Origin of the sequence: Paraburkholderia sp. J69-1, from assembly GCF_905220255.1 — a bacterium.
Classification (GTDB): domain Bacteria; phylum Pseudomonadota; class Gammaproteobacteria; order Burkholderiales; family Burkholderiaceae; genus Paraburkholderia.
On sequence record NZ_CAJMZG010000010.1, the window covers coordinates 61453 to 84753 of the forward strand.

The following is a 23301-nucleotide window of genomic DNA, read 5'->3' on the forward strand; positions in this document are numbered from 1 at the left end:
ATACGCCTCAAATCTCCACCACCTTGTCCCACGCAAACGCCGGATTCTCCGGCAGACCGCTGCGCCGGTCGCGATAGCCGCGCGGATTGCACACTACGCGCGTGCCGTTCACGGTGTAATCGAAGCAGGTATGCGTGTGGCCATGTATCCAGAGCGCCGCAGGCGCGCCCACCAGCGCGCCCAGGTCGCTCACGAATCCCGCCGATACCGGATCGTTCGCATAGCGCGCCGCCAGGCTTAGCCGATGCGGCGCGTGGTGCGTCACCACGATCGTCTTGCCCGCGAAGGGCTTCGCCAGTTCCGCCTCCAGCCATGCGCGCGCCTGCGCGTGCAGCGCCAGCGAATCTGCGGGCGTGAAGTCGCGCGCACCGCCATCGACGCTGGCCGGCCAGGACAGCTGGATCAATCCCTTGAAATCGAGCATCACGCGCAGGGCCGCCGCGATGGCGGCTTCGCGCGCGGCGTCATCCGCGCCGAACAGTTCGAAATCCGCCCACAGCGTCGTGCCGAGCACGCGAAAGCGCTGCGCCGGATCGACATACACGGCGTTGTTCAGGAAGTGCACGTTATCGAGCGAGGCGGCGGCGTCGCGCATCGCCGCCTCCAGCGCGCCGAGTTCGCTGTCGTAATACTCGTGATTGCCCGGCACGTAGATCACGGGCACCTGCGGATCGAAGGTTTCCGCCGCCCAGCGCAGGCCGAGCCCGTGATTGTGGATGTCGCCCGCGAGCACGACGAGATCGGCGTCGGCGTGCGCAATCAGGTTGGGCTCGTCATGTTCCAGATGCAGATCGGACAGCACGCGGATCTTCACGTCGTCGCCTCCTGGCGGTTTATCGGATGACCTTGCCGGGGTTCATCAGATTGAGCGGATCGAGCGCCGTCTTGATGGCGCGCATCATCGACAGTTCGACTTCGCTCTTGTAATGCGCGTTTTCCTCGACCTTCAACTGGCCAAGCCCGTGTTCCGCACTGATCGTGCCGCGATGGCGCGCGACGCTGTCGTAGACGATGCGGTTCAGGGTCTTTTCGTTGTCGGCGAGGAACTGCTTCGGGTCGCCGCCTTCGGGCGCCTGCACGTTGTAGTGCAGATTGCCGTCGCCCAGATGGCCGAACGTCACCATGCGCGCGCCCGGCACCACGCGCGCGATTTCCGCGCCGGTTTCCTCGATGAAATGGCCGATGCGCGAAATCGGCACGCCGATGTCGTGCTTCACATTCAGCCCTTCCTGCGCCTGCGCGAGCGGAATATGTTCGCGGATATTCCAGAACGCCTGCGATTGCGCGAGGCTTTCCGCCACCACCGCATCTTCCACCAGACCCTGTTCGAGCGCCGCTTCCATTAGCCGCTCGAAGAGGGCGCGGCCGTGTTCTTCGCTTTCGTTATCGGACAATTCGAGCAGCACGACTTGCGCGTGACGCTCGGCGAACGGGTAGCGCAGTTGCGGGAAATGGCGGCCCACGAGCTGCATGCAGAAGTCCGACATCAACTCGAAGCCGGTGAGCAGCGGACCTGCGTAGCGCTGCGCGAGCGACAGAAAATCGAGCGCAGCGTGCGCCGAGCCGAGCGCCGCCAGTGCCGTCACGCTCGCGGCCGGTTGCGGGTGCAGCTTCATCACCGCGGCCGTGATGATGCCGAGCGTGCCTTCCGCGCCGATAAACAGATCGCGCAGGTCGTAGCCGGTGTTGTCCTTGCGCAGCCCGCGCAGGCCGTCCCAGAGTTCGCCCTGCGGCGTGACGACTTCGAGGCCCAGGCACAACTCGCGCGCGTTGCCGTAGCGCAGCACACCGGTGCCGCCCGCGTTGGTCGACAGATTGCCGCCGATCGTGCAACTGCCTTCGGCGGCCAGCGAAAGCGGGAACAGACGGCCGGCATCGGCGGCGCGCGCCTGCACTTCGGCGAGGATCACGCCGGCTTCGACGGTGATCGTATTGTTATGGGCATCGATTTCGCGCACGCGGTTCAGGCGGCGCAGGCTCAGCACGGCTTGCTGGCCGCTCGCGTCGGGCGTCGCGCCGCCTGCGAGGCCGGTGTTGCCGCCTTGCGGCACGAGCGCGACGCGATGCGCGTGCGCGAGTTTGACGACAGCGGCGGTTTCCTCGGCGCTGGCCGGGCAGAGCACGGCGAAGGCGGCGCCCTGATAGCGCTTGCGCCAGTCGGCGAGATAGGGCGCGGTGTCGTGGGCGTCGGTCAGTACGTGCTGCGCGCCGATGGCGGCGGCGCAGGCGTCGAGGAAGGCTTGGGGGGAAGTTTGGGTCATGGCTCAGTGGGGTGATTCCGGTGCCGTGGCGATGTGAGGCGCGCTGAGCGGCACACGGAATGCGGCGGCGGTTGGCCGGCAGTGCTGGCTAAAGGCTTAGTGTGACACGCTCGCGTGCCGATGCGTCGCTCGCCCGGGCAGAAGTCTACGCGGTGGCGCGTTTCGCGCGCCGCGCGGCGCGCTTGAACGGCGCGACGTAGGCCAGCGCGCAGCCGAAGAACGCGAGCGACAGCCCGACCTCGATCCAGCCGAGCAGATCGCCCGGCGCGGGATCGGTCATGCCGCGCACGATGCCTTCGGCGAAATAGAGCAGCACCAGCATCGACGCCCATTGCAGCGTATACAGGCGCCGACGGAACACGCCGGGCAGCGCAGCCGCAAGCGGCAAGGCCTTGAGTACGAGTGCGCTGCCGCCGGGGCGCAGCGGCGCAATGCGCCACTCCCAGGCGAGACACAGCGCAGTGAGCGCGGCCAGCACGACGAAGGCGCCGAGCGCCGCGAACTTGCGTGTAGCGACGGGTGCGGGCGATGCTTCTGTCAGAGCACGCTCGCGCCGTGAGTTTTGCGATGACGGTAAAGTGCGCGGCTGCGCGTCGCCAGCCGCTGGTGTAACAGGCGGCCCGTCCGACGTGTGAGGCGCGCTTGCGGCGTTCACGCCATCTGCATTGCCTTCTGATTCGAACGGGCGTTGACTCATGGACGTTCGCCTTGTGCGAGTGAGAGCGAGGCCCGCGCGAGGCGCGCCCCGAGCGCGACGGCCAGCGCCTTTTCATCGGCGGAGAGGCCGTGGCTGCGGCCGTCGGCGCGGGCGTGATGCGAGGCGCCGTAAGGCGTGCCGCCGCCATCCGTCGACGAAAGCGCGCTTTCGGTGTACGGAATGCCCACGAGCAGCATGCCGTGGTGCAGGAGCGGCAGCATCATCGAAAGCAGCGTGCTTTCCTGGCCGCCGTGCAGGCTGCCGGTGGACGTGAACACGCAGCCGGGTTTGCCGGCGAGCGCGCCTGCGAGCCACTGCGGCGTGGTGCCGTCGAGGAAGTATTTGAGCGGCGCGGCCATATTGCCGAAGCGGGTGGGCGAGCCGAGCGCGAGTCCCGCGCATTCTTCGAGGTCGCGCAGTTCGGCGTAGGGCGGGCCGTCGTCGGGAATGTCGGGCGCGGTGGCTTCGCAGACCGCGGATACGGGCGGCACCGTGCGAATGCGCGCTTCGGCGCCAGGCACGCTGTCGATGCCCTGGGCGATGGCGCGCGCAAGTTCGCGGGTGGCGCCATGGCGGCTGTAATAGAGCACAAGAATCGGTTTCATCGGGCCTCGTCGGTGGACGGGATATTATAGGGGCTGGGTTCGCCGCGGGTTTCCCGGCGGTTTCCAGACGAAGCGCGGCGCTGGCTGGGGAAGGCTGGACAATGGATGTGTTGTCGAGAGTACGAATCGATCTGGATATCGTGAAACGCCTCGCGCGTTTCGCGGCGCGGCGTAGCCGCGAAGACCGCATTCCGCAAGTGGCGGGCAGTCTCACTTTTACGACCATGCTGGCGATCGTGCCGCTGGCGACCGTGGCGTTCGCGCTCTTTACCGCGTTCCCCATCTTCTCGTCGTTCCAGAACTCGCTGCAGGGTTTTCTCGCCGAGCACCTGATGCCGGCGCAGATCAACAGTCAGATCTTCCTGTACCTGAACCAGTTCGCGTCGAAGGCCAAGGGCCTGACGACGATGGGCATGATCGTGCTGTTCGTCACCTCGGTCATGACGATGATGACGGTCGAATCGGCATTCAACGTGATCTGGCGCGTGCGCAAGGCGCGGCCGTTCGCCCAGCGCGTGCTGGTGTACTGGGCGATTCTCACGCTCGGGCCGATCCTGATCGGCGTGAGTCTGTCGATTTCGTCGTATCTCTTTACGCGTTCGCTGGCGCTCGCCACCGAGCAGCATGTTTCGATGCTGTTCGACTGGATGCTGATGGGCGCCTCGCTGCCGCTGACCGCGCTGGCCTTCACGATGCTCTACGTCTATCTGCCGAATTGCCGCGTGGAATGGCGTGACGCGCTGATCGGCGGAATTGCCTCGGCTATCGCGTTCGAACTGGCCAAGCGCGGTTTCGGCTATTACGTGCGGCGCATTCCCACTTACACGGCGGTTTATGGCGCCTTCGCCGCCGCGCCGATGTTTCTGCTCTGGATGTACCTGAGCTGGTTCATCACGCTGGTGGGGGCGATGATCACGTCGGCGCTGCCGGAGATCCGCACGGGGCGCTTCAATCGTCCGCGTTTCCCGGGCAGCGATCTGCTCGACGCGCTCGAACTGCTGGCCGGTCTCGCCGAAACGCGCGACGCGGGCAGTCCTGGCCTGAGCGCCGAACAGATCGCACAACTGCTGCGGCGCGATCTGGCAACCGTGACGCGGCTGGTGAACGACCTCGAAGAAGACGAACTGATTGCGCGGCTCGAAAAAGACGGCGTGAAAGCGCATTACGTGCTGATCGCCAATCCGGCGCGCATTTCGGTGGAGCGCATTTACGCGCGATTCGTGATCGACCGGAAGGAACTGGCGTATCAGCTCAAATCGAGCGATATCGATGCCGGAATGCTGCTGGCGGCGCTGGAGAACGACAAGTTGTCGGTTTCGCTGGCCTCGCTGCTGGCGGCGCGCCGCGAACTGGCGCGCATGGCCGAGGCAAGCGGTCAGCCGCCGGCGTTGCCGCACCCGGCGGCGTGACGTTTGCCGCTGACTGCCCGGCGCGCCGCTGGATGCGCACTCGCGGGCGTTAGGGCGTTACAACGAGATTTTGCCCCGACAGATATCCGAAAACATGACCCAGTCGCCCATCAGGCTGTAAATGGGGTGACGGAAGGTGGCAGGGCGATTCTTCTCGAACATGAAGTGACCGATCCAGGCAAAGCCGTAGCCGCAGATCACGGCGAGCGGCAGCCAGAGCCACATGCCCGTGGCGATCGCCATGGCAATGCAGCCGATCACACCCAGCGAGCCGATAAAGTGCAGCCGCCGCGACACGAGGTTGCTGTGTTCGCTCAGATAGAACGGATAAAACTCCGCGAAATTCGCGAAGTGTTGATGTTCGGTGTGGGTGGCGTGGGCCATGTCTCCTCCTTGTAGTCAATCTACGGTGAGGACAAGAACGCTTGTGCAAACGGCTCGCAAAAGCCAATCCTGAACAGCCCATTCTCTTGCGAATCGCACGACCGTGCAAGCCGGGGAAAGCCACGAAATCGACGCACGCGGCGGCCCGGTTGGCGCGATTCGCAGCGCATTTTTACGGCCCGCCCTGGGTCGATCAGCCGTTGCCCGCGCGCGATGTTCGCGCGGCAAATTCATGGAGCGCGTCCAGCGTGGCGTCGGGCTGTTCCGTCATCAGCGCGTGGCCTGCATCGAGCGTAACCGTATCGACGACATTACCCGACTGCCGGAGCGCCTGCGCGATGTCATGCGTCGCGCGCGGCGGCGTCATGAGATCGCGTTTGCCGACGATCAGGCGCACCGGGCAGGCCACTTTCGCCGCGCTCGTCAGACCGTCTGCATAGGCGTTGCAGGCGGAAAAATCGGTGTGAAAGAGTTGCGGCTCGCCGTTGATGGAGACGCGCTCCATCAGACGCCGGTTCATGCCGCGCAGCCAGAAACCAGGGCCGGGACTCGACGGTTTGGCCGCGAGCGTCGAATGCGACCAGGCGTTGACGAGTTCGATCGCCTCGGACTCGCGCTCGCGGGCCGATTCGAGCAGGGCGGGCGAAACCGTCATCGGATAGGCCGTGGCGAGCAGGCCGATCGCCCGCGCGCGCGCGGGATAGCGCGCCGCAAATTCAAGCGCGACGAGCGAACCCATGCTGTGCCCGGCCACGAACGCCTTTTCCACCTTGAGCGCCGCGAGCAGCGAATCCAGCCAGTCGGCCAGCGCGCCGATGCTCGTGAGCGCAGGCCCCGCGCTGCGCATATGGCCTGGCAGATCGACGGCCAGCACGCTGAAGCCGTGATGCGCGAAATAGCGTGTCTGAAGTCCCCAGACGCTGTGATCGTGCTGCGCGCCATGCACGAACACGGCCACGGGCAGCGCAGGATCGAACGCGCGGCCGCCGGTGTAGGCGTAGACGCTTTTGCCATCGACATCGACGATCATGACGCCTCCTTGCCTGCCGCGGTCGCGGCCGTCGCCCTGGGCGCGGCGCTGCCTTTCTGCGAGGCCTTGAGTGCGCGTTTGAGGTCGTCGATCAGATCGTCGGGATCTTCGAGGCCGATCGAAAGACGGATTGTGCCCGCGCCAATGCCCGCGGCCTCGAGCGCGGCTTCGTCCATGCGGAAGTGCGTGGTGGAGGCGGGGTGGATCACCAGCGAGCGCGCGTCGCCCACATTGGCGAGATGCGAAAACAGCGAGAGCGATTCGATAAAGCGCTTGCCTGCCTCGCGGCCGCCCGCGAGATCGAAGCTGAAAACGGCGCCCGCGCCGCGTGGCAGCAGGCGCTGGGCGAGTGCGTAGTCGCGGTGGTTCTCCAGTTCCGGGTAGGCGACGGCATCCACGGCATCCTGTGCAGTGAGAAATTCGACGATACGCCGCGTGTTCGACACATGACGTTCCATGCGCAGCGGCAACGTTTCGATGCCTTGCAGCAGTTGCCAGGCGGCCTGCGGATGCAGACAGGCGCCGAAGTCGCGCAGACCTTCGCGGCGCGCGCGCAGCAGAAAGGGCGCGACGCTGCTTTCCTCGCTGAACACCATGCCGTGAAAGCCCGCATAGGGCTGCGTGAACTCTGGAAATTGTCCCGATGCCTCGAAATCGAAGCTGCCGCCATCGACCAGCACACCGCCGATGGTCGTGCCGTGCCCGCCCAGGAACTTGGTGGCCGAGTGGTAGACGAAATCCGCGCCATGCTCGAAAGGCCGCAGCAGATACGGCGTGGTGAACGTCGAATCGACCAGCAGCGGCACGCGATGTTCATGGGCGATCTGCGCGACAGCGGCGATGTCGAGCACATCGAGCCCAGGATTGCCGAGCGTTTCGCCGAACAGCAGGCGCGTATTCGGGCGCACCGCTGCGCGCCAGGCGTCGAGGTCGCCGGGTTTCACGAAGGTGGTTTCGATGCCGAAGCGGCGCAACGTGTAGTTGAGCAGGTTGTGCGAGCCGCCATAGAGCGCAGCCGACGCGACGATATGCGCGCCCGCGCCCATCAGCGTGGCGATGGCCAGATGCAGCGCGGCCTGCCCGCTGGCGGTGCCGATCGCGCCCACGCCGCCTTCGAGCGCGGCGACCCGCTCTTCGAACACCGCCACTGTGGGGTTCGAGATGCGCGAGTACACATGCCCCGCGCGTTCCAGATTGAAGAGCGCGGCGGCGTGGTCGGTGTCGCGAAACGAGAACGACGTGGTCTGATAGATCGGCGTCGCGCGGGCGCCGGTGGCGGGATCGGGCGCGGCGCCGGCATGCAGCGCGAGCGTGTCGAAACGAGGATCGGACATTCTGGCAGCACAGCCGGCGCGAACCGGCGACGGGTGAAAGGTGCTGGCATCGTAACACCGGGCATGCGCCCTAAAAACACGTCGCAGCCATCGCCGAAGTCCAGCGCGGCGGCCGCAAACCCTTGCGTGGCGGGCTTGAGCGGGCGCAGTGCCCTGGCCGTCAGGTATAACCCGAATAGCCGATGCCGCGCCTGGCAAACCGTGCAGATTCCGGCGTTTGCTTGCGCCGGCAAGGCGTTTTAGGGCCCGGTTACGCCGTTTGGCCCGTTTTCCTGCGCCTTTTCTTTTGGCGGCCTTTCCGCTAGGATCGAAAACAGGTAGGCATCTTTCAGCATCTCCCCCCGATTAACCCTCTGCACGGGACCAGCGCCGGGCGCTCGAGCGCCAGCTTTGGTCGATACAGGAGACACATCATGCGCGTGAGCGACATTCTCAAGGTCAAGGGCAATACGCTCTACACCGTCACGCCCGACACGTCGCTGCACGACGCAGTGAACACCATGGCCGAGCACGACATCGGCTCGCTCGTCGTCATGGAATACGGCGATCTCGTGGGCATGCTCACGTTCCGCGAGATCATTCTCACGCTGCGCACCAACGGCGGCAGTGTGGGCACCACGACGATCCGCAAGGTCATGGACGACCATCCCATCACCTGCACGCCGGAAACCGAAGTAGACGAAGTGCGCCGCATGATGCTCGAGCATCACGTGCGCTATCTGCCGGTCATGGAAAGCCGCTCGCTGATGGGCGTGATCTCGTTCTACGACGTCGCGAAGGCGGTCGTGGAAGCGCAGGGCTTCGAAAACAAGCTGCTCAAGGCGTATATCCGCGACTGGCCCGAAGAAGAGCGTCATTCGGCGACCTGATCGCCGTCGTCAGGGCAGGCTGGTTTCAGAGGCCGCCTCAAAGAATCAGCATGAGAAAAGCGCGCGTCAGGCGCGCTTTTTCACGTCTGCCGAACGATCCCGACCGCATAAATCACAACGCGATGAACGATAGACCGATGCCCGCCGCGCAGACGGCGCCCGTGGAGGAGACCGCCCACGCCTCGCAGTTCGAGTTGCTGCGCCAGCGGCGTTTCGCGCCGTTTTTCTGGACGCAGTTCCTCGGCGCGATGAACGACAACGTCTTCAAGATCGGCTTCACGTCGCTGGTGACCTATCAGGCATCGCGTTTTTCGGGCGTCGATCCGAAGACCGTCGCGTTCCTGATTTCGGCGATTTTCATCGTGCCGTTCGTGTTGCTCTCGGCGACCTCGGGGCAGATCGCCGATAAGTACGACAAGGCCGTCCTCACGCGCTGGGTCAAGACCTTCGAAATTGCGGTGATGCTGGTTGGCGCAGCGGGTTTCTGGATGCACAGCGCGCCGCTGCTCTATCTGTGCACCTTCCTGATGGGGGTGCATTCGACGGTGTTCGGGCCGATCAAGTACGCGTATCTGCCGCAGAAGCTCAACAATGACGAACTGGTCGGCGGCAACGGCCTGGTGGAAATGGGCACCTTCGTCGCGATTCTGATCGGCACCATCATGGGCGGCATCGCGGCGGGGATCGGCGCGGGCGAGGCGTCGGTGACAGCAGCGGCAACGGCAGCGGCCGGCACGCCGGTGGGCGCCTGGTGGCTCGGCGGGCTGTGTATCGTGATCGCGCTGATCGGCCGGGTGGCCAGCGGGTTCGTGCCGCCGTGTCCATCGTCGCAGCCCGCGCTGCGCATCAACTGGAATCCGTTCACCGAGACCTGGCGCAATCTGCGCCTCGCGCACGGCAACCGCACGGTGTTCCTGAGCCTGCTTGGCATTTCGTGGCTCTGGTTCGTGGGCGCGACCTTTCTCGCTTCGTTCTTCAATTTCGCGAAAGACGTGCTGTCGGCCGATCCCGATGTCGTGACGCTGCTGCTGGCGATGTTCTCGCTCGGCATCGGTTTCGGCTCGATGATGTGCGAAAAGCTCTCGCGCCGGCGTATCGAAATCGGCCTCGTGCCGCTCGGTTCGATCGGCATGAGTGTGTTCGGCATCGACCTTTTTTTCGCGAGCCACGCGCTGCCTGCCGCGCCGCATCTGCTGTCGGTGGGCGAATTCATCGGCACCTTCGCGCACTGGCGCGTGCTGGCCGATCTGTTCCTGCTGGCGATGTTCGGCGGTTTCTACAGCGTGCCGCTCTACGCGCTGATCCAGAGTCGAAGCGCGCCGAGCCATCGCGCACGCATCATCGCCGCCAATAACATCCTCAATTCGCTGTTCATGATTGCTTCGGCGCTGATGGCGATGGGACTCTCGGCGGCGGGCGTGGGCGTGCCGGGCATCTTTCTCACGACGGCGCTGCTCAATATCGTCGTGGCGGCCTACATCTACACGTTGGTGCCCGAGTTCCTGCTGCGCTTCGTGGCCTGGGTGCTCGTGCATACGGTCTATCGCGTGCGTCTGGTGAACGCCGCGCGCATTCCCGCCGAAGGCCCGGCGGTGCTGGTCTGCAACCACGTGAGTTTCGTCGATGCCGTGGTCATCATGGCCGAAAGCCCGCGGCCGATCCGCTTCGTGATGGATCACCAGATTTTCCGCTCGCCCCTGCTCGGCTGGATGTTCCGGCACGCGAAGGCGATTCCGATCGCGCCCGCGCACCAGGACGCCGCGCTGCTGGCAGCCGCTTACGATGCCTGCGCCGCCGCGCTGGCCGAGGGCGAACTGGTCTGCATCTTCCCCGAAGGCAAGATCACGCGCGACGGCGAGATGAATCCGTTCCGCCATGGCGTGACCGAAATTCTCAAGCGCCACCCGGCGCCCGTCGTGCCGATGGCGCTGCGCGGCCTGTGGGGCAGCATGTTCTCGCGGCATGCGGCTTCGGGGCAGGATCGGCCGGTGCGGCGCGGCATCACGAGCCGGCTGACGCTGGCGGTGGGAGAGCCTGTCGCGCCCGAAGACGTGAGCGTCGACGGACTGCAGCGCATGGTGACAGAACTGCGCGGCGCACGGCGCTGAAGCCGGCGTAAAGCGGGGCGGCGGCATCGGGCCTGAAAGGCGCCCCAGGCGCGGGGCCGCGCGGACTGGCATAATGCTGGATTCCCCGAATTACTTTGGACGACTGCCATGTCCGGCAACACGCTCGGTACGCTTTTCACCGTCACCACCTTCGGCGAATCCCACGGCCCCGCCATCGGCTGTGTCATCGACGGCTGCCCGCCCGGCATGGCGCTCACCGAAGCCGATATCCAGATCGATCTGGACCGCCGCCGTCCCGGCACCTCGCGTCACGTCACGCAGCGCCAGGAAGCCGACCAGGTCGAAATCCTCTCGGGCGTGTTCGAAGGCGTCACGACCGGCACGCCCATCGCGCTGCTGATCCGCAACACCGACCAGCGCAGCAAGGACTACGGCAATATCGTCGAGACCTTCCGCCCGGGTCACGCCGATTACACCTACTGGCAGAAGTACGGCATCCGCGACTATCGTGGCGGCGGCCGTTCGTCTGCGCGTCTGACGGCGCCCACGGTGGCGGCGGGCGCGGTCGCGAAGAAGTGGCTGCGCGAGCGCTTCGGCGTGGAAGTGCGCGGCTACATGAGCGCGCTCGGCGAGATCGACGTGCCGTTCGTCGGCTGGCAGCACGTGCATGAGAACCCGTTCTTCGCCGCGAACGCCGATGTCGTGCCGCAGCTCGAAGCGTATATGGACGCGCTGCGCAAGGACGGCGACTCGATCGGCGCACGCATCAACGTGGTCGCGAGCGGCGTGCCGGTGGGCTGGGGCGAGCCGCTGTTCGACCGCCTCGACGCCGACATCGCGCACGCGATGATGGGCATCAACGCGGTGAAGGGCATCGAGATCGGCGCGGGCTTCGCAAGCGTCGCGCAACGCGGCTCGACCCACGGCGACGAACTCACGCCCAACGGTTTCCACGGCAATCACGCTGGCGGCATTCTCGGCGGCATTTCGACGGGGCAGGACATCACCGTGTCGCTCGCGATCAAGCCGACGTCGAGCATCCGCACGCCGCGCCGTTCGATCGACAAGGCGGGCGAGCCGGCGGTGGTCGAAACCTTCGGCCGCCATGATCCGTGCGTGGGCATTCGCGCCACGCCGATCGCCGAAGCCATGCTGGCGCTCGTGCTGATCGATCACGCCATGCGCCATCGCGCGCAGAACGCCGATGTGGTGGTGTCGACGCCGAAGATCGCGGCCAGCGATAGTTGAATCGCCGATTGCGTTGCCCGGCGCGCGCCGGGCTGAAAGCGCCACAACGCCGCCAGGCAGAGCGTCATCGACGCTCGCCTGGCGGCGTTTTGTTTTAGCGACGAACGCATCGTCGTGCGAGGCAAGGTGTCGCATGACCATGCCGGTTTGCGTCTTTTTAAGACTTCGCCAATGTACTGGCGCAGCGAAGCCCCATACATTGCCCCGATCGGCGCATTTCGCGCATTTGACGGGCAGTGTCCATGAACGCTTCGCTTCCTCCCGCTTCGCTGTCGCAGATCTGGCGGACCGCACGCTCTCTGCACGCGGCGGGCGCACACGACGATGCGCTCGACGCGTTCGCACAGGTGCTTTCGGCCCAGCCGGACGACCCCGAAGCGCTCGATCTCGCGGCGCGCACGCTTGCCGGCCGCGACCGGCCCGGCGAGGCGCTAGCGTTGACCACCGCGCTCGCACAGGCTGACGCTTATTTCGCGCTGGGCGCCTGGTTGTTCCAGCGCGGCTGCGTCGCCGCGGCCGGGCGTGCTTACCGCTGCGTGTTGTCGATACGGCCGAACGACGTATCGGCATATTCGAACCTCAGCGTCGTGCTGATGCAGCAGGCGCAGCCGGACGAAGCCGAGGCATTGCTCCAGCGGGCGCTCGAAATCGATCCCGCGCACGTCGGCGCGTTGTTGCATCAAGGGCTGCTGATGTGGCGGCTCGGTCGGCTCGCGCAGTCCGAAGCGGCGTATCGCGCCGCGCTCGCGCACCGGCCGGACAACGTGTTCGCCTGGAACAATCTCGGTTTGCTGCTGAAGGACATGAACCGGCTGCCGGAATCGGAAGAGGCGTGCCGTCGCGCGCTCGCGCTCAACGACAATCTCGCCGAGGTGCATAACAACCTCGGCAACGCGCTCTGGCAACTCGGCCGTGTCGACGAGTCGATCGACGCCTATCGACGCTCGCTCGCGCTGCGCCCGGACTACGCGGCCGCGCGCGCGAATCTGGCCTTGCCGTTGCTGTGTCTCGGCGACTACGCGGCGGGCTGGCCTTTGTACGAAGCGCGGCATGAGGTGTCGATCGGTGCCGAAGGCGTCGAGCGGCCGCCGGTGCCTTATCCGCAGTGGCAGGGCGAATCGCTCGCGGGCAAATCGGTGCTGATCTGGCCGGAGCAGGGGCTCGGCGACAGCCTGCAGTTCTGCCGCTATGTGCCGATGCTGAAGGCACTGGGCGCGTCGCAGGTAAGCGTGGCGTGCGCGCCGACGCAACAGCGGCTGTTTGAAACGCTGGCGGGCGCCGACACGGTGATTCCGCTCAACGGCCAAGGCCGGATCGAGCGCCATGATTACTGGTGTTTGATGATGAGCCTGCCGCTGCGTTTCGCCACGACGGTCGCGACGATTCCGGCGCGCGTGCCGTATCTGCATGCGCAGGCGGCGGATGTCGACAAATTCCGACAGCGCCTGCCAGCCGGCGCGCCGAAGGTCGGCCTCGTGTGGGCAGGCAATCCGCGTGCGGATCAGGCTGGCTCGTATGCGATGGATCAGCGCCGCTCGCTCGATGCGCAGGCGTTTGTGCCGCTGCTCAAGACGCCGGGCGTCACGTTCGTGAGCCTGCAACTGGGCGAATCCACTCGCCCGCAGATTGCAGCATTGCCTGCCGCGCTGCGCCCGTTCGATCCCATGGACGATGTGCGCGATTTCGCCGATACGGCGGCAATCGTTGCGAATCTCGATCTGGTGATTACCGTCGATACATCGACGGCGCATCTGGTCGGCGCGCTCGGCAAGCCGGTGTGGGTGCTGTCGCGCTATGCCGCGTGCTGGCGGTGGTTCAGGGGGCGCGAAGATTCGCCCTGGTATCCGACTGCGCGGGTCTTTCGGCAGACGCAGCCCGATGGCTGGGACGACGTGCTGCGGCGTGTCGAGCGTGCGCTTGAGGAATGGGTGGCGGCGCGCGCAGCGTAGCGCTGGGGCGGGGCAGGGTAGAAAGCAGAAGGGCCGCTAGACGCGGCCCTTTGTACAACGTTACATGTTCGGATAGTTCGGTCCGCCGCCGCCTTCCGGCGTGACCCAGACGATGTTCTGCGTCGGGTCCTTGATATCGCAGGTCTTGCAGTGCACGCAGTTCTGCGCGTTGATCTGCAGACGATCGCTACCGTCGTCGTTCTTCACGAATTCGTACACGGCCGCCGGGCAGAAGCGCGCTTCAGGACCGGCGTAGGTGCGCAGGTTCACATCGACGGGCACCTTCGCATCTTTCAGCGTCAAATGCGCGGGCTGATTCTCTTCGTGATTCGTGTTCGAGATAAACACCGAAGAGAGCCGGTCGAACGTGAGCTTGCCGTCAGGTTTCGGATACTCGATCGGCTTGCATTGCGACGCGGGTTTCAGCATCTCGTTGTCGCGATGCTGGTGGTGCAGCGTCCATGGCACATTGCCGCCCAGCAGCTTCTGCTCGATGCCGACCATCAGCGTGCCCAGATACAGGCCCTTGCTCATCCATTGCTTGAAGTTGCGCGCCTTGTACAACTCTTCGTGCAGCCACGACTTCTTGAACGCTTCCGGGTAAGCCGCGAGTTCATCGCTCTGACGACCCGCCTGAACGGCTTCGAACGCCGCTTCCGCAGCGAGCATGCCGGTCTTGATCGCCGCGTGACTGCCCTTGATACGCGCGGCGTTCAGGAAGCCCGCATCGTCGCCAACGAGCGCGCCGCCCGGGAACACGAGCTTCGGCAGCGACATCAAGCCGCCCGCCGTCATCGCGCGCGCGCCGTACGACACGCGCTTGCCGCCTTCCAGATACTGGCGGATTGCCGGATGCGTCTTGTAGCGCTGGAATTCCTCGAACGGCGACAGATACGGATTCGTATAAGCGAGGCCGACGACAAAGCCCACCATCACCTGGTTATTGTCGATGTGGTACAGGAACGAGCCGCCGTAGGTATCGCTCTCCAGCGGCCAGCCAGCCGTGTGAATCACCAGACCCGGCTGATGCTTGGCCGGATCGATTTCCCAGAGTTCCTTGATGCCGATGCCGTAGACCTGCGGATCGGCGTCCTTGCCGAGCTTCAGCTTTTCATTGAGTTGGCGGCCAAGATGACCGCGCGCGCCTTCGCAGAACAGCGTGTACTTGGCGTGCAGCTCCATGCCGAGCTGGAAATTCTCGGTCGGCTCGCCATCCTTGCCGACGCCCATGTTGCCCGTCGCGACGCCCTTGACCGAGCCATCGTCGTTGAACAGCACTTCGGCGGCCGGAAAGCCCGGGAAAATTTCGACGCCGAGCGCCTCGGCCTGCTGACCCAGCCAGCGCGTCACGTTCGCGAGGCTGATCACGTAATTGCCGTGGTTCTTGAAATTGTCGGGCAGCGCCCAGTTCGGCACGGCCTTCGCGCCCGTTTCCGAGAGAAACAGGAACTTGTCTTCCGTCACGGGGACGTCCAGCGGCGCGCCTTGCTCCTTCCAGTCGGGGAAGAGTTCGGTGAGCGCGCGCGGGTCCATGACCGCGCCCGAGAGGATATGCGCCCCGATTTCAGAGCCTTTTTCCAGCACGCACACGCCAATATCGGCGCCTTTTCCGGCAGCCAGTTGCTTCAGGCGGATGGCCGCCGACAACCCGGCCGGGCCGCCACCGACGATCACGACGTCATATTCCATCGACTCGCGTGGGCCGTATTGCTCCAAGAGACTTGTGGGGGTCATTAAAGCTCCTCTTGCCATTAGAATGCTTTTTTCGGGTTCGTATTGTCGGGTAACGCTCCCCTTGCCGCAACCCGACAAACCCGCATTAGCACGATCGTTCTATTTTATGCCAGAATGCCCGGCTTGCCGCCGGTGGTGCGTTCTGGCGTCCCGTCATCCCTTGAACAGGAAGCGAAAATGGGCCGTTCGATCAATCTTGAAGGGAAGGTGGCGATGATTACCGGCGCGTCGAGCGGTCTCGGCAAGCGCTTCGCCCAGGTGCTCTCGCAGGCCGGCGCAAAAGTCGTGCTGGCCAGCCGTCGCGTCGAGCGGCTCAAGGAGCTGCGTGCGGAAATCGAAGCCGATGGCGGCGCCGCGCACGTGGTTTCGCTCGATGTCACCGACTACCAGAGCATCCGTTCGGCGGTCGCCCATGCCGAAACCGAGGCCGGCACCATCGACATCCTCGTCAACAATTCGGGCGTCTCGACCACCCAAAAGCTCGCCGACGTCACGCCCGCCGATTTCGAATACGTGTTCGACACCAACACGCGCGGCGCCTTCTTCGTCGCGCAGGAAGTGGCCAAACGCATGATCATGCGCGGCAACGGCGGTGGCTCGAAACCGGCTTACCGCATCATCAACATCGCTTCCGTGGCCGGTTTGAGCGTGTTGCCGCAGATCGGCCTCTATTCGATCAGCAAGGCAGCGGTCGTGCATATGACCAAGGCGATGGCGCTGGAGTGGGGCCGCCACGGCATCAACGTCAACGCGATCTGTCCCGGTTATATCGATACCGAGATCAATCACCACCACTGGGCGACCGAGCAGGGCCAGAAGCTCGTTTCGATGCTGCCGCGCCACCGCGTAGGCACGCCCGCCGATCTCGACGGTCTGCTTTTGCTGCTGGCCGCCGACGAATCGGCCTTCATGAACGGCTCGATCATCACCGCCGACGATGGTTTCGGCCTGACCTGAGCCGCCGTATTCCTTAACGTATTCCCGCTACCCGAAGTCGAAGTGCAATGAACGCAATGAAGGATTACCACCCCGTTTTCGAAATGACCATGCCGATCCGTTGGGGCGACATGGACGCGTTCGGTCACGTGAACAACACGGTCTACTTCCGCTACATGGAGCAGGTGCGGATTTCCTGGTTCGAACAGCTTGGCGTGGCCGGCGAAAGCCGTGAGAGCGGTAACGGGCAGGGGCCGGTGATCGTCAATGCGTCGATGGAGTTTCTCAAGCAATTGCACTATCCGGGCGACATCGTCTGCACGATGACGGTGGGCCAGCCCGGCCGCAGCAGTTTCGACACCGGTTTCGAACTGCGCCGCGCGGACGAGCCCGACACCGTTTATGCACGCGGCAATGCGCGCTGCGTCTGGATCGACTACGAAGCCGGCAAGTCGGTGCCGATTCCCGATCACCTGCGCTCGACCATCGAAAACGCGCCGCTCGTCAAGGCGCGCTGATACGCGCATTCTGCGCGTGTTTCACGCGGCGCCGACCTGCGCCGCGTCTCCCTCTCCTCAGAACCGGCTTTATTGCCCAAGCAACCGCTGCAGCAGCTCGGTGGCGTTGCCGGTGTCGTACTTGCGCATGAGCCGTGCGCGGTAGACGTCTACCGTGCGCGGGCTGATGTCCAGAATCCGTCCGATCTGCTTGCTCGTCTTGCCCGTCACCAGTTGCGCGGCGATTTCGCGCTCGCGCGGCGTCAGTTCCACCGCCACGCGCCGCGTCGCGCTCAGATCCTCGAAGGTCCAGACGCCCGCCGCGTGAGGCGCCGCCCGGTCGAGCGAGCGGCCGGTGACGTGACACCAGAACAGTTCGCCGTTTGCGCGCTTCATGATGCGGTCGTCGGCGTAACTGCCTTGCGCGGTCATGATCGGCGGAATGCGCTCGCCAATGCGCTCGAATTCGTCCGCTGACGGATACAGCACCTGAAACGATTGGCCGACCAGCGCCTCGCGCGGACAGCGGAAGATCGCGCAAACGGCCTCGTTGCAGTCTTCGATGATGCGCTCGCGCGCAATCACGAGGCCGATGGGCGCAAGGTGAAAGGCGGTCCGGTAATCGAGCGCGGAAGTGACGGTGGCGGTTTCAGGCATGGCGGTTGATACGGGTATGGCTTTATGTATTTTTGCGTATTGTGCCGCAATGCCCGCCCAGCGTACGCTTCCCATCCATCAGAGGGCCGCGCGGGCCGTGCGCCGGGTTCACGGCAGCGCCACTGCGGCATGACTAGAATGGGGCATCCGGGCGTGTATCGCACCCGCGTGCCAGGCTGAACAACTAGATTGATCGAACAACGCATCAACGTATTTCCATTCGAGGAAGGGACACACTGATGAACAAAGTCTATGGAAGCGCGGCTGTCGCGCTCGAAGGCATCGTCAAGGACGGCCAGACCTTTGCGGTTGGCGGTTTCGGGCTGTGCGGGATTCCGGAGGCGCTGATCGGCGCGCTGCGCGATTCGGGCGTCAAGGGCATTACCTGTATCAGCAACAATGCCGGCGTGGACGGCTTCGGCCTGGGCCTGCTGCTGGAAACGCGCCAGATCAGGAAAATGATCTCGTCCTATGTGGGCGAGAACAAGGAATTCGAGCGCCAGTACCTCTCGGGCGAACTCGAACTCGAATTCACGCCGCAGGGCACGCTGGCCGAAAAGCTGCGCGCGGGCGGTGCGGGCATTCCGGCGTTCTTCACCAACACGGGCTACGGCACGCTGATCGCTGAAGGCAAGGAAACGCGCCAGTTCGGTGACAAGCATTACGTGATGGAGCATTCGCTCACGGCGGATGTTGCGCTCGTGAAGGCCTGGAAGGCGGACAAGTCGGGCAACCTGGTCTATCGCCGTACGGCGCGCAACTTCAACCCGATGTGCGCGATGGCGGGCAAGATCACGGTCGCGGAAGTCGAGGAAATCGTCGAGAACGGCGAACTCGACCCGGATGCGATCCATACGCCGGGCATCTTCGTGCAGCGCATCGTGCTGAATGCGCAACCGGAAAAACGCATCGAACAACGCACCGTGCGCGCTGCAAGCGCCTAAGAGGGGAGACCGATCATGGCATGGAATCGTGACGAAATGGCCGCGCGCGCGGCGAAGGAACTGCAGGACGGCTTTTACGTGAACCTGGGTATCGGCCTGCCGACGCTCGTGGCCAATCACGTACCGCAAGGCGTGGAAGTGTGGCTGCAATCGGAAAACGGTCTGCTGGGCATTGGCCCGTTCCCGACCGAAGATCAGGTGGACGCCGACATGATCAACGCCGGCAAACAGACCGTGACCACGCTGGCGGGCTCGTCGATTTTCTCGTCGGCGGACTCGTTCGCGATGATTCGCGGTGGCCACATCAATCTGGCGATCCTGGGCGCGATGCAGGTCAGCGAAAAGGGCGACCTGGCCAACTGGATGATCCCCGGCAAGATGATCAAGGGCATGGGCGGCGCGATGGATCTGGTCGCGGGCGTGGGCCGTGTGGTGGTGCTCATGGAGCACGTGGCCAAGGGCGACCAGCACAAGATTCTGGATGCGTGCACGTTGCCGCTCACGGGCGTGGGCGTGGTCGATCTGATCATCACCGACCTGGGCGTGATCGAGGTGAGCGACGCGGGTCTGAAGGTGACCGAACTCGCACCGGGCGTCACGGTGGACGAGATCAAGACCAAAACGGGCGCACCGCTGGACGTGAGCGCGGTGAGCTGAGCACGGTCTGGATACAGTAGTCGCTGAAGCGGGTTGCATGGCAGAGGCGCAAGGGTGCAATGACGGGCGGAACTTCGGTTTCGCCCGTTTTGTTTTCGATGCAGCCATTCTGGCGCGATTGCCGGTTTCTGAAACCTCGGCCAGACGGGATAGCCCGGATGGCGGGTGGCGAAGTCTGCAATAGCCCGCCAGGTAAGGCTTCGCAATCGCCGCAGTGATCCCGGCGGCGCCGCGCGCACCGGTCCCGCCGGCCAAAGCCGTTTACAATGCCCCCACGCTTACGAACGCTTTCTGCGAGGATCAAACGATGACCGAGCCGTCTGCCCAGCCGCGCCAGCATTACGTCCAGTGCCTGAGCCCCTCCGGGTTGCATCGCGTGGCGTATACCGAATGGGGCGATCCCGCCAACCCGCGTGTGCTCATGTGTGTGCACGGTCTCACGCGCTCCAGCCGCGATTTCGATCGTCTGGCGGCAGTGCTGTCGCAGACCTATCGCGTCGTCTGTCCCGATGTGGTCGGGCGCGGGCTGTCGTCGTGGCTCGTCGATCCGCGTGGTTACGGTGTCGCTCAATACGTTGCGGATATGGTCACGCTGATCGCGCGTACCGGCGTGGAGAAAGTCGACTGGTTCGGTACGTCGATGGGCGGTTTGATCGGCATGGCGCTGGCCGGTTTGCCTGACGCGCCGATCGGCCGCCTGCTGCTCAACGATATCGGGCCGCATATCGAACCGGCTTCGCTTGAACGCATCGGCGAATATGTGGGGCGCGACGTCAAGTTTGCTTCGCTGCAGGAGGGTATCGACAACGCCGCGTTGCTGGCGGCTTCGTTCGGCCCGCTCACGCCGGACGAATGGCGCGAGATCAATACGCCGCTGCTGCACGAGGTCGATGGGGCGTGGCGCTATCGTTACGACCCGCGCATCTCCGAGGCCTTCAAGGGCGTGACGCCCGAGCAGAACGAGCAGGGCGAGCAGTTCCTTTGGCGCTCGCTGGCGGCGTTCAAGGGGCCGGTGCTGGCCGTGCGCGGCGAGCTTTCCGATCTGCTTTCGCGCGAAACCGTGGCAAAAATGGAAGCCACGGGCCAGCAGCTATCGAGCGTCGAAATCGCCGGAGTGGGGCACGCGCCCACGTTTCTTCCGGCCGACCAGATCGAGATCGCGCGCCGTTTCTTCGCCGCATAGGGCGCGAGCGCGTCATAATATTGGATTGTCCGGCGTCTGGGCGCAGTGCGAAACCGGCCGGCGGCGGACAGATCCAGTTATACCGAACATCCAACTCATCGGGAAAATTCATGGCAGTCATTCGTCACCACGTCGGGCCGCGTCTTTCGGAAACCGCCATCCACAATGGCACGGTCTATCTGGCTGGCCAGATCGCCGAAGACACGAAGCAGGACATCGGCGAGCAGACGCGTGAATGTCTCGGCCACATCGATCGTCTGCTGGGCGAGGCGAATAGCGACAAGACGCTGCTGCTGTCCGTGCAGATCTACATCGCCGACATGAAGGACTTTCCGGGTATGAACGCCGAGTGGGACAAGTGGGTCGCACAGGGCGCAACGCCGCCGCGCGCGACCGTCGAGGCGAAGCTTGCGAACCCGGAATGCCTCGTTGAAATCGTCGTGGTGGCCGCGCAGCGCGATTGAGCAAGACCGGCCGTGCGAAGCGCGGCCTTGCTGCGTAGTTTGACCATGGTTGAACCGTTTTACCGTAGTTAGCAGCCCGTCCGGCATGCCGGCGGGCGACGCATCATGAGCAGCGACACCTTACCTCCCGTTCCCGCCGAAGTTCCCGCGTCTGTCAGGCTGCCGTCGCTCGACGACACGCTCGCGTTCGTGCGCGAGCACGCCGGTGACGCTCGCCTGTCCACGGGCGAACCGCTCGTCGAACACGCGCAGGGCACGGCGTCGATCATGAGCCGTTTGAACGTCGATCCGCCTGCGGTGCTGGCGGCAGCGCTCTTCAACATCGCCCCGCATCTGGACGACCCGGAAGCGACGCTCGAAGCGCGATTCGGCGCCGAAGTCGCGAAGCTCGTTTTCGACGTGCGCAAGCTGCTGCGTCTGGGCAGTGTGAGTGTGCGGGCCGCCGCCCAGCATGTGGTGCCCGAAAGCGGCCGCGAAAGCCGCGACGCGCAGGCCGCGCGCCGTGCTCAGGTCGAATCGCTGCGCAAGATGCTGCTCGCATTCGCGCAGGACATTCGTGTCGTGCTGATCCGGCTTGCTTCGCGGCTGCAGTCGCTGCGCTATTACGCGGCGGCCAAGGTCACGCCTGCGCCCGAGATCGCGCGCGAGACGCTGGATATCTACGCGCCGCTCGCCAACCGGCTCGGCATCTGGCAGCTGAAGTGGGAACTGGAAGATCTCGCGTTCCGCTTCGAGGAGCCGGTCACCTACAAGCGTATTGCGAAGCTGCTCGACGAAAAGCGCGTGGAGCGCGAGAGCTATGTGGCCGAGGCCATCTCCCGGCTGCAGCAGGAACTCGCCGCTGCGCATATCGACGCGGAGGTCAGTGGGCGGCCCAAGCACATCTACAGCATCTTCAAGAAGATGCGCGGCAAGGAGATCGACTTCTCCGAGCTGTACGACGTGCGCGCGTTCCGTGTGATCGTGCGCGACATCAAGGATTGCTACACGGTGCTGGGCATCGTGCACAACCTCTGGCAGCCGGTGCCGCGCGAGTTCGACGATTACATTTCGCGGCCCAAGCCCAACGGCTATCGCTCGCTGCACACGGTCGTGGTGGGCGACGACGGGCGCGCGTTCGAAGTGCAGATCCGCACGCAGGAAATGCATCAGTTCGCGGAATACGGCGTGGCCGCGCACTGGCGCTATAAGGAAGCCGGCTCGAAGGGTTACGGCGGCCAGTTCAGCGCCAGCAGCAGCTATGACGAGAAGATCGCGTGGCTGCGCCAGTTGCTCGCGTGGAAGGACGATGTCGCCGATGGCCGTCAGCCGTGGGAGCAACTGCGCCAGGCAACGCTTGACGACGATCACATCTACGTGCTCACGCCGCAGGCCCGCGTGATTGCGCTGCCGCAGGGCGCGACGCCGCTCGATTTCGCCTATCACCTGCACAGCGAACTCGGCCATCGTTGCCGTGGCGCGCGCGTGGACGGCGCGATGGTGCCGCTCAACACGCATCTGCAGAACGGCCAGACCGTCGACATCATCGCGATCAAGGAGGGCGGGCCGTCGCGCGACTGGCTCAACCCGCAGCTCGGCTATCTGCAAAGCCATCGCGCGCGCCAGAAAGTGCGTGCGTGGTTCAACGGGATCGAGGCGCAGGAGAACATCGCCAACGGTCGCGCGATGGTCGAAAAGACCTTGCAGCGCGAGGGCCGCACGTCGGTGAACCTCGACCAGCTCGCGAGCAAGCTGGGCTTCAAGTCGACCGACGAGTTTTTCAGCTCGGTCGGCAAGGAAGAGTTCAGCCTGCGCTATGTCGAGCAGGCGTTGAGCGACGCGCCGGCGCCCGAGCCGGAAGAGGAAACGCCCGAGCAGCTGACCAAGCGCGCGAGCGGTTCGAATGTGGCGCACGGTGGTTCGTCGGGTGTGCTGGTGGTGGGCGTCGATGCGCTGCTCACGCAGTTGGCGCGTTGCTGCCGTCCGGCGCCGCCCGACGGCATCAGCGGTTTCGTCACGCGCGGCAAGGGCATGTCGATCCACCGCACCGATTGCGCGACGTTCCAGCGCATGGCGCGGCGCTCGCCCGAGCGCGTGCTGCAAACCACCTGGTCCGCCGATGTGATGGGCGGGCGTGGCCAGTCGGTTTATCCGGTCGATATCTCGATCGAAGCCACCGACCGCCAGGGGTTGCTGCGCGATATCTCGGAAGTTTTCGCGCGCGAGAAGATGAACGTGATCGGCGTGAAGTCGCAGTCGCGCCGCAACGCGGCCTTCATGCAGTTCACCGTCGAGGTGTCGAGCTCCGCGCAGATCCAGCGCGCCTGCGTGCTGCTGGGCGAAGTGGGCGGGGTGTTGCGCGCGTCGCGCAGGGCCTAGATAACGCTGACGCGAT

General features: G+C 64.8%; 21 protein-coding genes. 12 read left to right on the forward strand and 9 right to left on the reverse strand.

Annotated features, from left to right (window positions below):
• Nucleotides 1–7: 7 nt before the first annotated feature.
• The 4 genes from U5A67_RS19390 to wrbA form a co-directional block, all read right to left on the reverse strand.
• Nucleotides 8–814, reverse strand: a complete 807-nt coding sequence (locus U5A67_RS19390; RefSeq protein WP_321814634.1) for a metallophosphoesterase — start codon at nucleotides 812–814, stop codon at nucleotides 8–10.
• Nucleotides 815–833: 19 nt separating this feature from the next.
• A complete protein-coding gene (locus U5A67_RS19395; RefSeq protein ID WP_321814633.1) occupies nucleotides 834–2261 on the reverse strand; it encodes an FAD-binding oxidoreductase in 1428 nt (475 codons plus the stop codon).
• A gap of 145 nt (nucleotides 2262–2406) precedes the next feature.
• Nucleotides 2407–2802, reverse strand: coding sequence for a DUF2069 domain-containing protein (locus tag U5A67_RS19400; RefSeq protein WP_241023818.1), 396 nt, complete (start codon nucleotides 2800–2802; stop codon nucleotides 2407–2409).
• A 152-nt stretch (nucleotides 2803–2954) separates the two neighbouring features.
• Nucleotides 2955–3563: an NAD(P)H:quinone oxidoreductase gene (gene wrbA, locus U5A67_RS19405; RefSeq protein WP_321814632.1), complete on the reverse strand. Its 609-nt coding sequence runs from the start codon at nucleotides 3561–3563 to the stop codon at nucleotides 2955–2957.
• A gap of 101 nt (nucleotides 3564–3664) precedes the next feature.
• On the opposite strand from wrbA, the gene U5A67_RS19410 reads away from it, so the two are divergent.
• On the forward strand, nucleotides 3665–4972 hold the full coding sequence (locus U5A67_RS19410) for a YihY family inner membrane protein (protein ID WP_205984819.1): 1308 nt from the start codon (nucleotides 3665–3667) through the stop codon (nucleotides 4970–4972).
• Nucleotides 4973–5029: 57 nt separating this feature from the next.
• Here the strand turns inward: U5A67_RS19410 and U5A67_RS19415 are convergent, their stop codons facing one another.
• The 3 genes from U5A67_RS19415 to U5A67_RS19425 all read right to left on the reverse strand — a co-directional run bounded on the left by U5A67_RS19415 (nucleotide 5030) and on the right by U5A67_RS19425 (nucleotide 7720).
• On the reverse strand, nucleotides 5030–5356 hold the full coding sequence (locus U5A67_RS19415; protein ID WP_205984821.1) for an Mpo1-like protein: 327 nt from the start codon (nucleotides 5354–5356) through the stop codon (nucleotides 5030–5032).
• 193 nt (nucleotides 5357–5549) lie between these two features.
• A complete protein-coding gene (locus U5A67_RS19420; protein WP_321814631.1) occupies nucleotides 5550–6386 on the reverse strand; it encodes an alpha/beta hydrolase in 837 nt (278 codons plus the stop codon).
• On the reverse strand, nucleotides 6383–7720 hold the full coding sequence (locus tag U5A67_RS19425; RefSeq protein ID WP_321814630.1) for an O-acetylhomoserine aminocarboxypropyltransferase: 1338 nt from the start codon (nucleotides 7718–7720) through the stop codon (nucleotides 6383–6385). Before U5A67_RS19425 ends, U5A67_RS19420 begins: the two co-directional genes overlap by 4 nt.
• A gap of 413 nt (nucleotides 7721–8133) precedes the next feature.
• On the opposite strand from U5A67_RS19425, the gene U5A67_RS19430 reads away from it, so the two are divergent.
• The 4 genes from U5A67_RS19430 (at nucleotide 8134) to U5A67_RS19445 (ending at nucleotide 13855) form a co-directional block, all read left to right on the forward strand.
• The gene (locus U5A67_RS19430; RefSeq protein ID WP_205984834.1) at nucleotides 8134–8589 is read left to right on the forward strand and encodes a CBS domain-containing protein; all 456 of its coding nucleotides are present in this window, start codon (nucleotides 8134–8136) and stop codon (nucleotides 8587–8589) included.
• 122 nt (nucleotides 8590–8711) lie between these two features.
• Entirely contained in the window at nucleotides 8712–10697 is a 1986-nt protein-coding gene (locus U5A67_RS19435) for an MFS transporter (protein WP_321814629.1), read from the forward strand.
• Between the two features lie 108 nt (nucleotides 10698–10805).
• Complete coding sequence (gene aroC / locus U5A67_RS19440) at nucleotides 10806–11906, forward strand: chorismate synthase (RefSeq protein WP_321814628.1); 1101 nt, start codon at nucleotides 10806–10808, stop codon at nucleotides 11904–11906.
• 242 nt (nucleotides 11907–12148) lie between these two features.
• Nucleotides 12149–13855 carry a tetratricopeptide repeat protein gene (locus U5A67_RS19445; protein ID WP_321814627.1) on the forward strand — a complete coding sequence of 569 codons (1707 nt, stop codon included), beginning with the start codon at nucleotides 12149–12151 and terminating at the stop codon, nucleotides 13853–13855.
• Between the two features lie 60 nt (nucleotides 13856–13915).
• On the opposite strand, the gene U5A67_RS19450 is transcribed toward U5A67_RS19445, so the two are convergent.
• Nucleotides 13916–15589 carry an electron transfer flavoprotein-ubiquinone oxidoreductase gene (locus U5A67_RS19450; RefSeq protein WP_321814626.1) on the reverse strand — a complete coding sequence of 558 codons (1674 nt, stop codon included), beginning with the start codon at nucleotides 15587–15589 and terminating at the stop codon, nucleotides 13916–13918.
• 177 nt (nucleotides 15590–15766) lie between these two features.
• Here U5A67_RS19450 and U5A67_RS19455 point away from each other — a divergent pair, with 177 nt between their 5' ends.
• Both U5A67_RS19455 and U5A67_RS19460 read left to right on the forward strand, forming a co-directional pair.
• Nucleotides 15767–16546 carry an SDR family oxidoreductase gene (locus tag U5A67_RS19455; protein ID WP_205984852.1) on the forward strand — a complete coding sequence of 260 codons (780 nt, stop codon included), beginning with the start codon at nucleotides 15767–15769 and terminating at the stop codon, nucleotides 16544–16546.
• Nucleotides 16547–16602: 56 nt separating this feature from the next.
• Nucleotides 16603–17043, forward strand: coding sequence for an acyl-CoA thioesterase (locus U5A67_RS19460; protein WP_321814682.1), 441 nt, complete (start codon nucleotides 16603–16605; stop codon nucleotides 17041–17043).
• Between the two features lie 69 nt (nucleotides 17044–17112).
• Here U5A67_RS19460 and U5A67_RS19465 read toward each other — a convergent pair whose 3' ends face one another.
• Nucleotides 17113–17679 carry a LuxR C-terminal-related transcriptional regulator gene (locus U5A67_RS19465; protein ID WP_205984854.1) on the reverse strand — a complete coding sequence of 189 codons (567 nt, stop codon included), beginning with the start codon at nucleotides 17677–17679 and terminating at the stop codon, nucleotides 17113–17115.
• Nucleotides 17680–17918: 239 nt separating this feature from the next.
• Between U5A67_RS19465 and U5A67_RS19470 the strand changes: the two genes are divergently transcribed.
• From U5A67_RS19470 to U5A67_RS19490, 5 genes are all read left to right on the forward strand, one after another.
• The gene (locus U5A67_RS19470; RefSeq protein ID WP_321814625.1) at nucleotides 17919–18623 is read left to right on the forward strand and encodes a CoA transferase subunit A; all 705 of its coding nucleotides are present in this window, start codon (nucleotides 17919–17921) and stop codon (nucleotides 18621–18623) included.
• A gap of 15 nt (nucleotides 18624–18638) precedes the next feature.
• A complete protein-coding gene (locus U5A67_RS19475) occupies nucleotides 18639–19280 on the forward strand; it encodes a CoA transferase subunit B (RefSeq protein ID WP_205984863.1) in 642 nt (213 codons plus the stop codon).
• A 307-nt stretch (nucleotides 19281–19587) separates the two neighbouring features.
• A complete protein-coding gene (locus tag U5A67_RS19480; protein ID WP_321814624.1) occupies nucleotides 19588–20463 on the forward strand; it encodes an alpha/beta hydrolase in 876 nt (291 codons plus the stop codon).
• Between the two features lie 110 nt (nucleotides 20464–20573).
• Nucleotides 20574–20927: a RidA family protein gene (locus U5A67_RS19485; RefSeq protein WP_321814623.1), complete on the forward strand. Its 354-nt coding sequence runs from the start codon at nucleotides 20574–20576 to the stop codon at nucleotides 20925–20927.
• 105 nt (nucleotides 20928–21032) lie between these two features.
• Nucleotides 21033–23285, forward strand: a complete 2253-nt coding sequence (locus U5A67_RS19490) for a bifunctional (p)ppGpp synthetase/guanosine-3',5'-bis(diphosphate) 3'-pyrophosphohydrolase (protein ID WP_321814622.1) — start codon at nucleotides 21033–21035, stop codon at nucleotides 23283–23285.
• Nucleotides 23286–23301 lie beyond the last annotated feature (16 nt).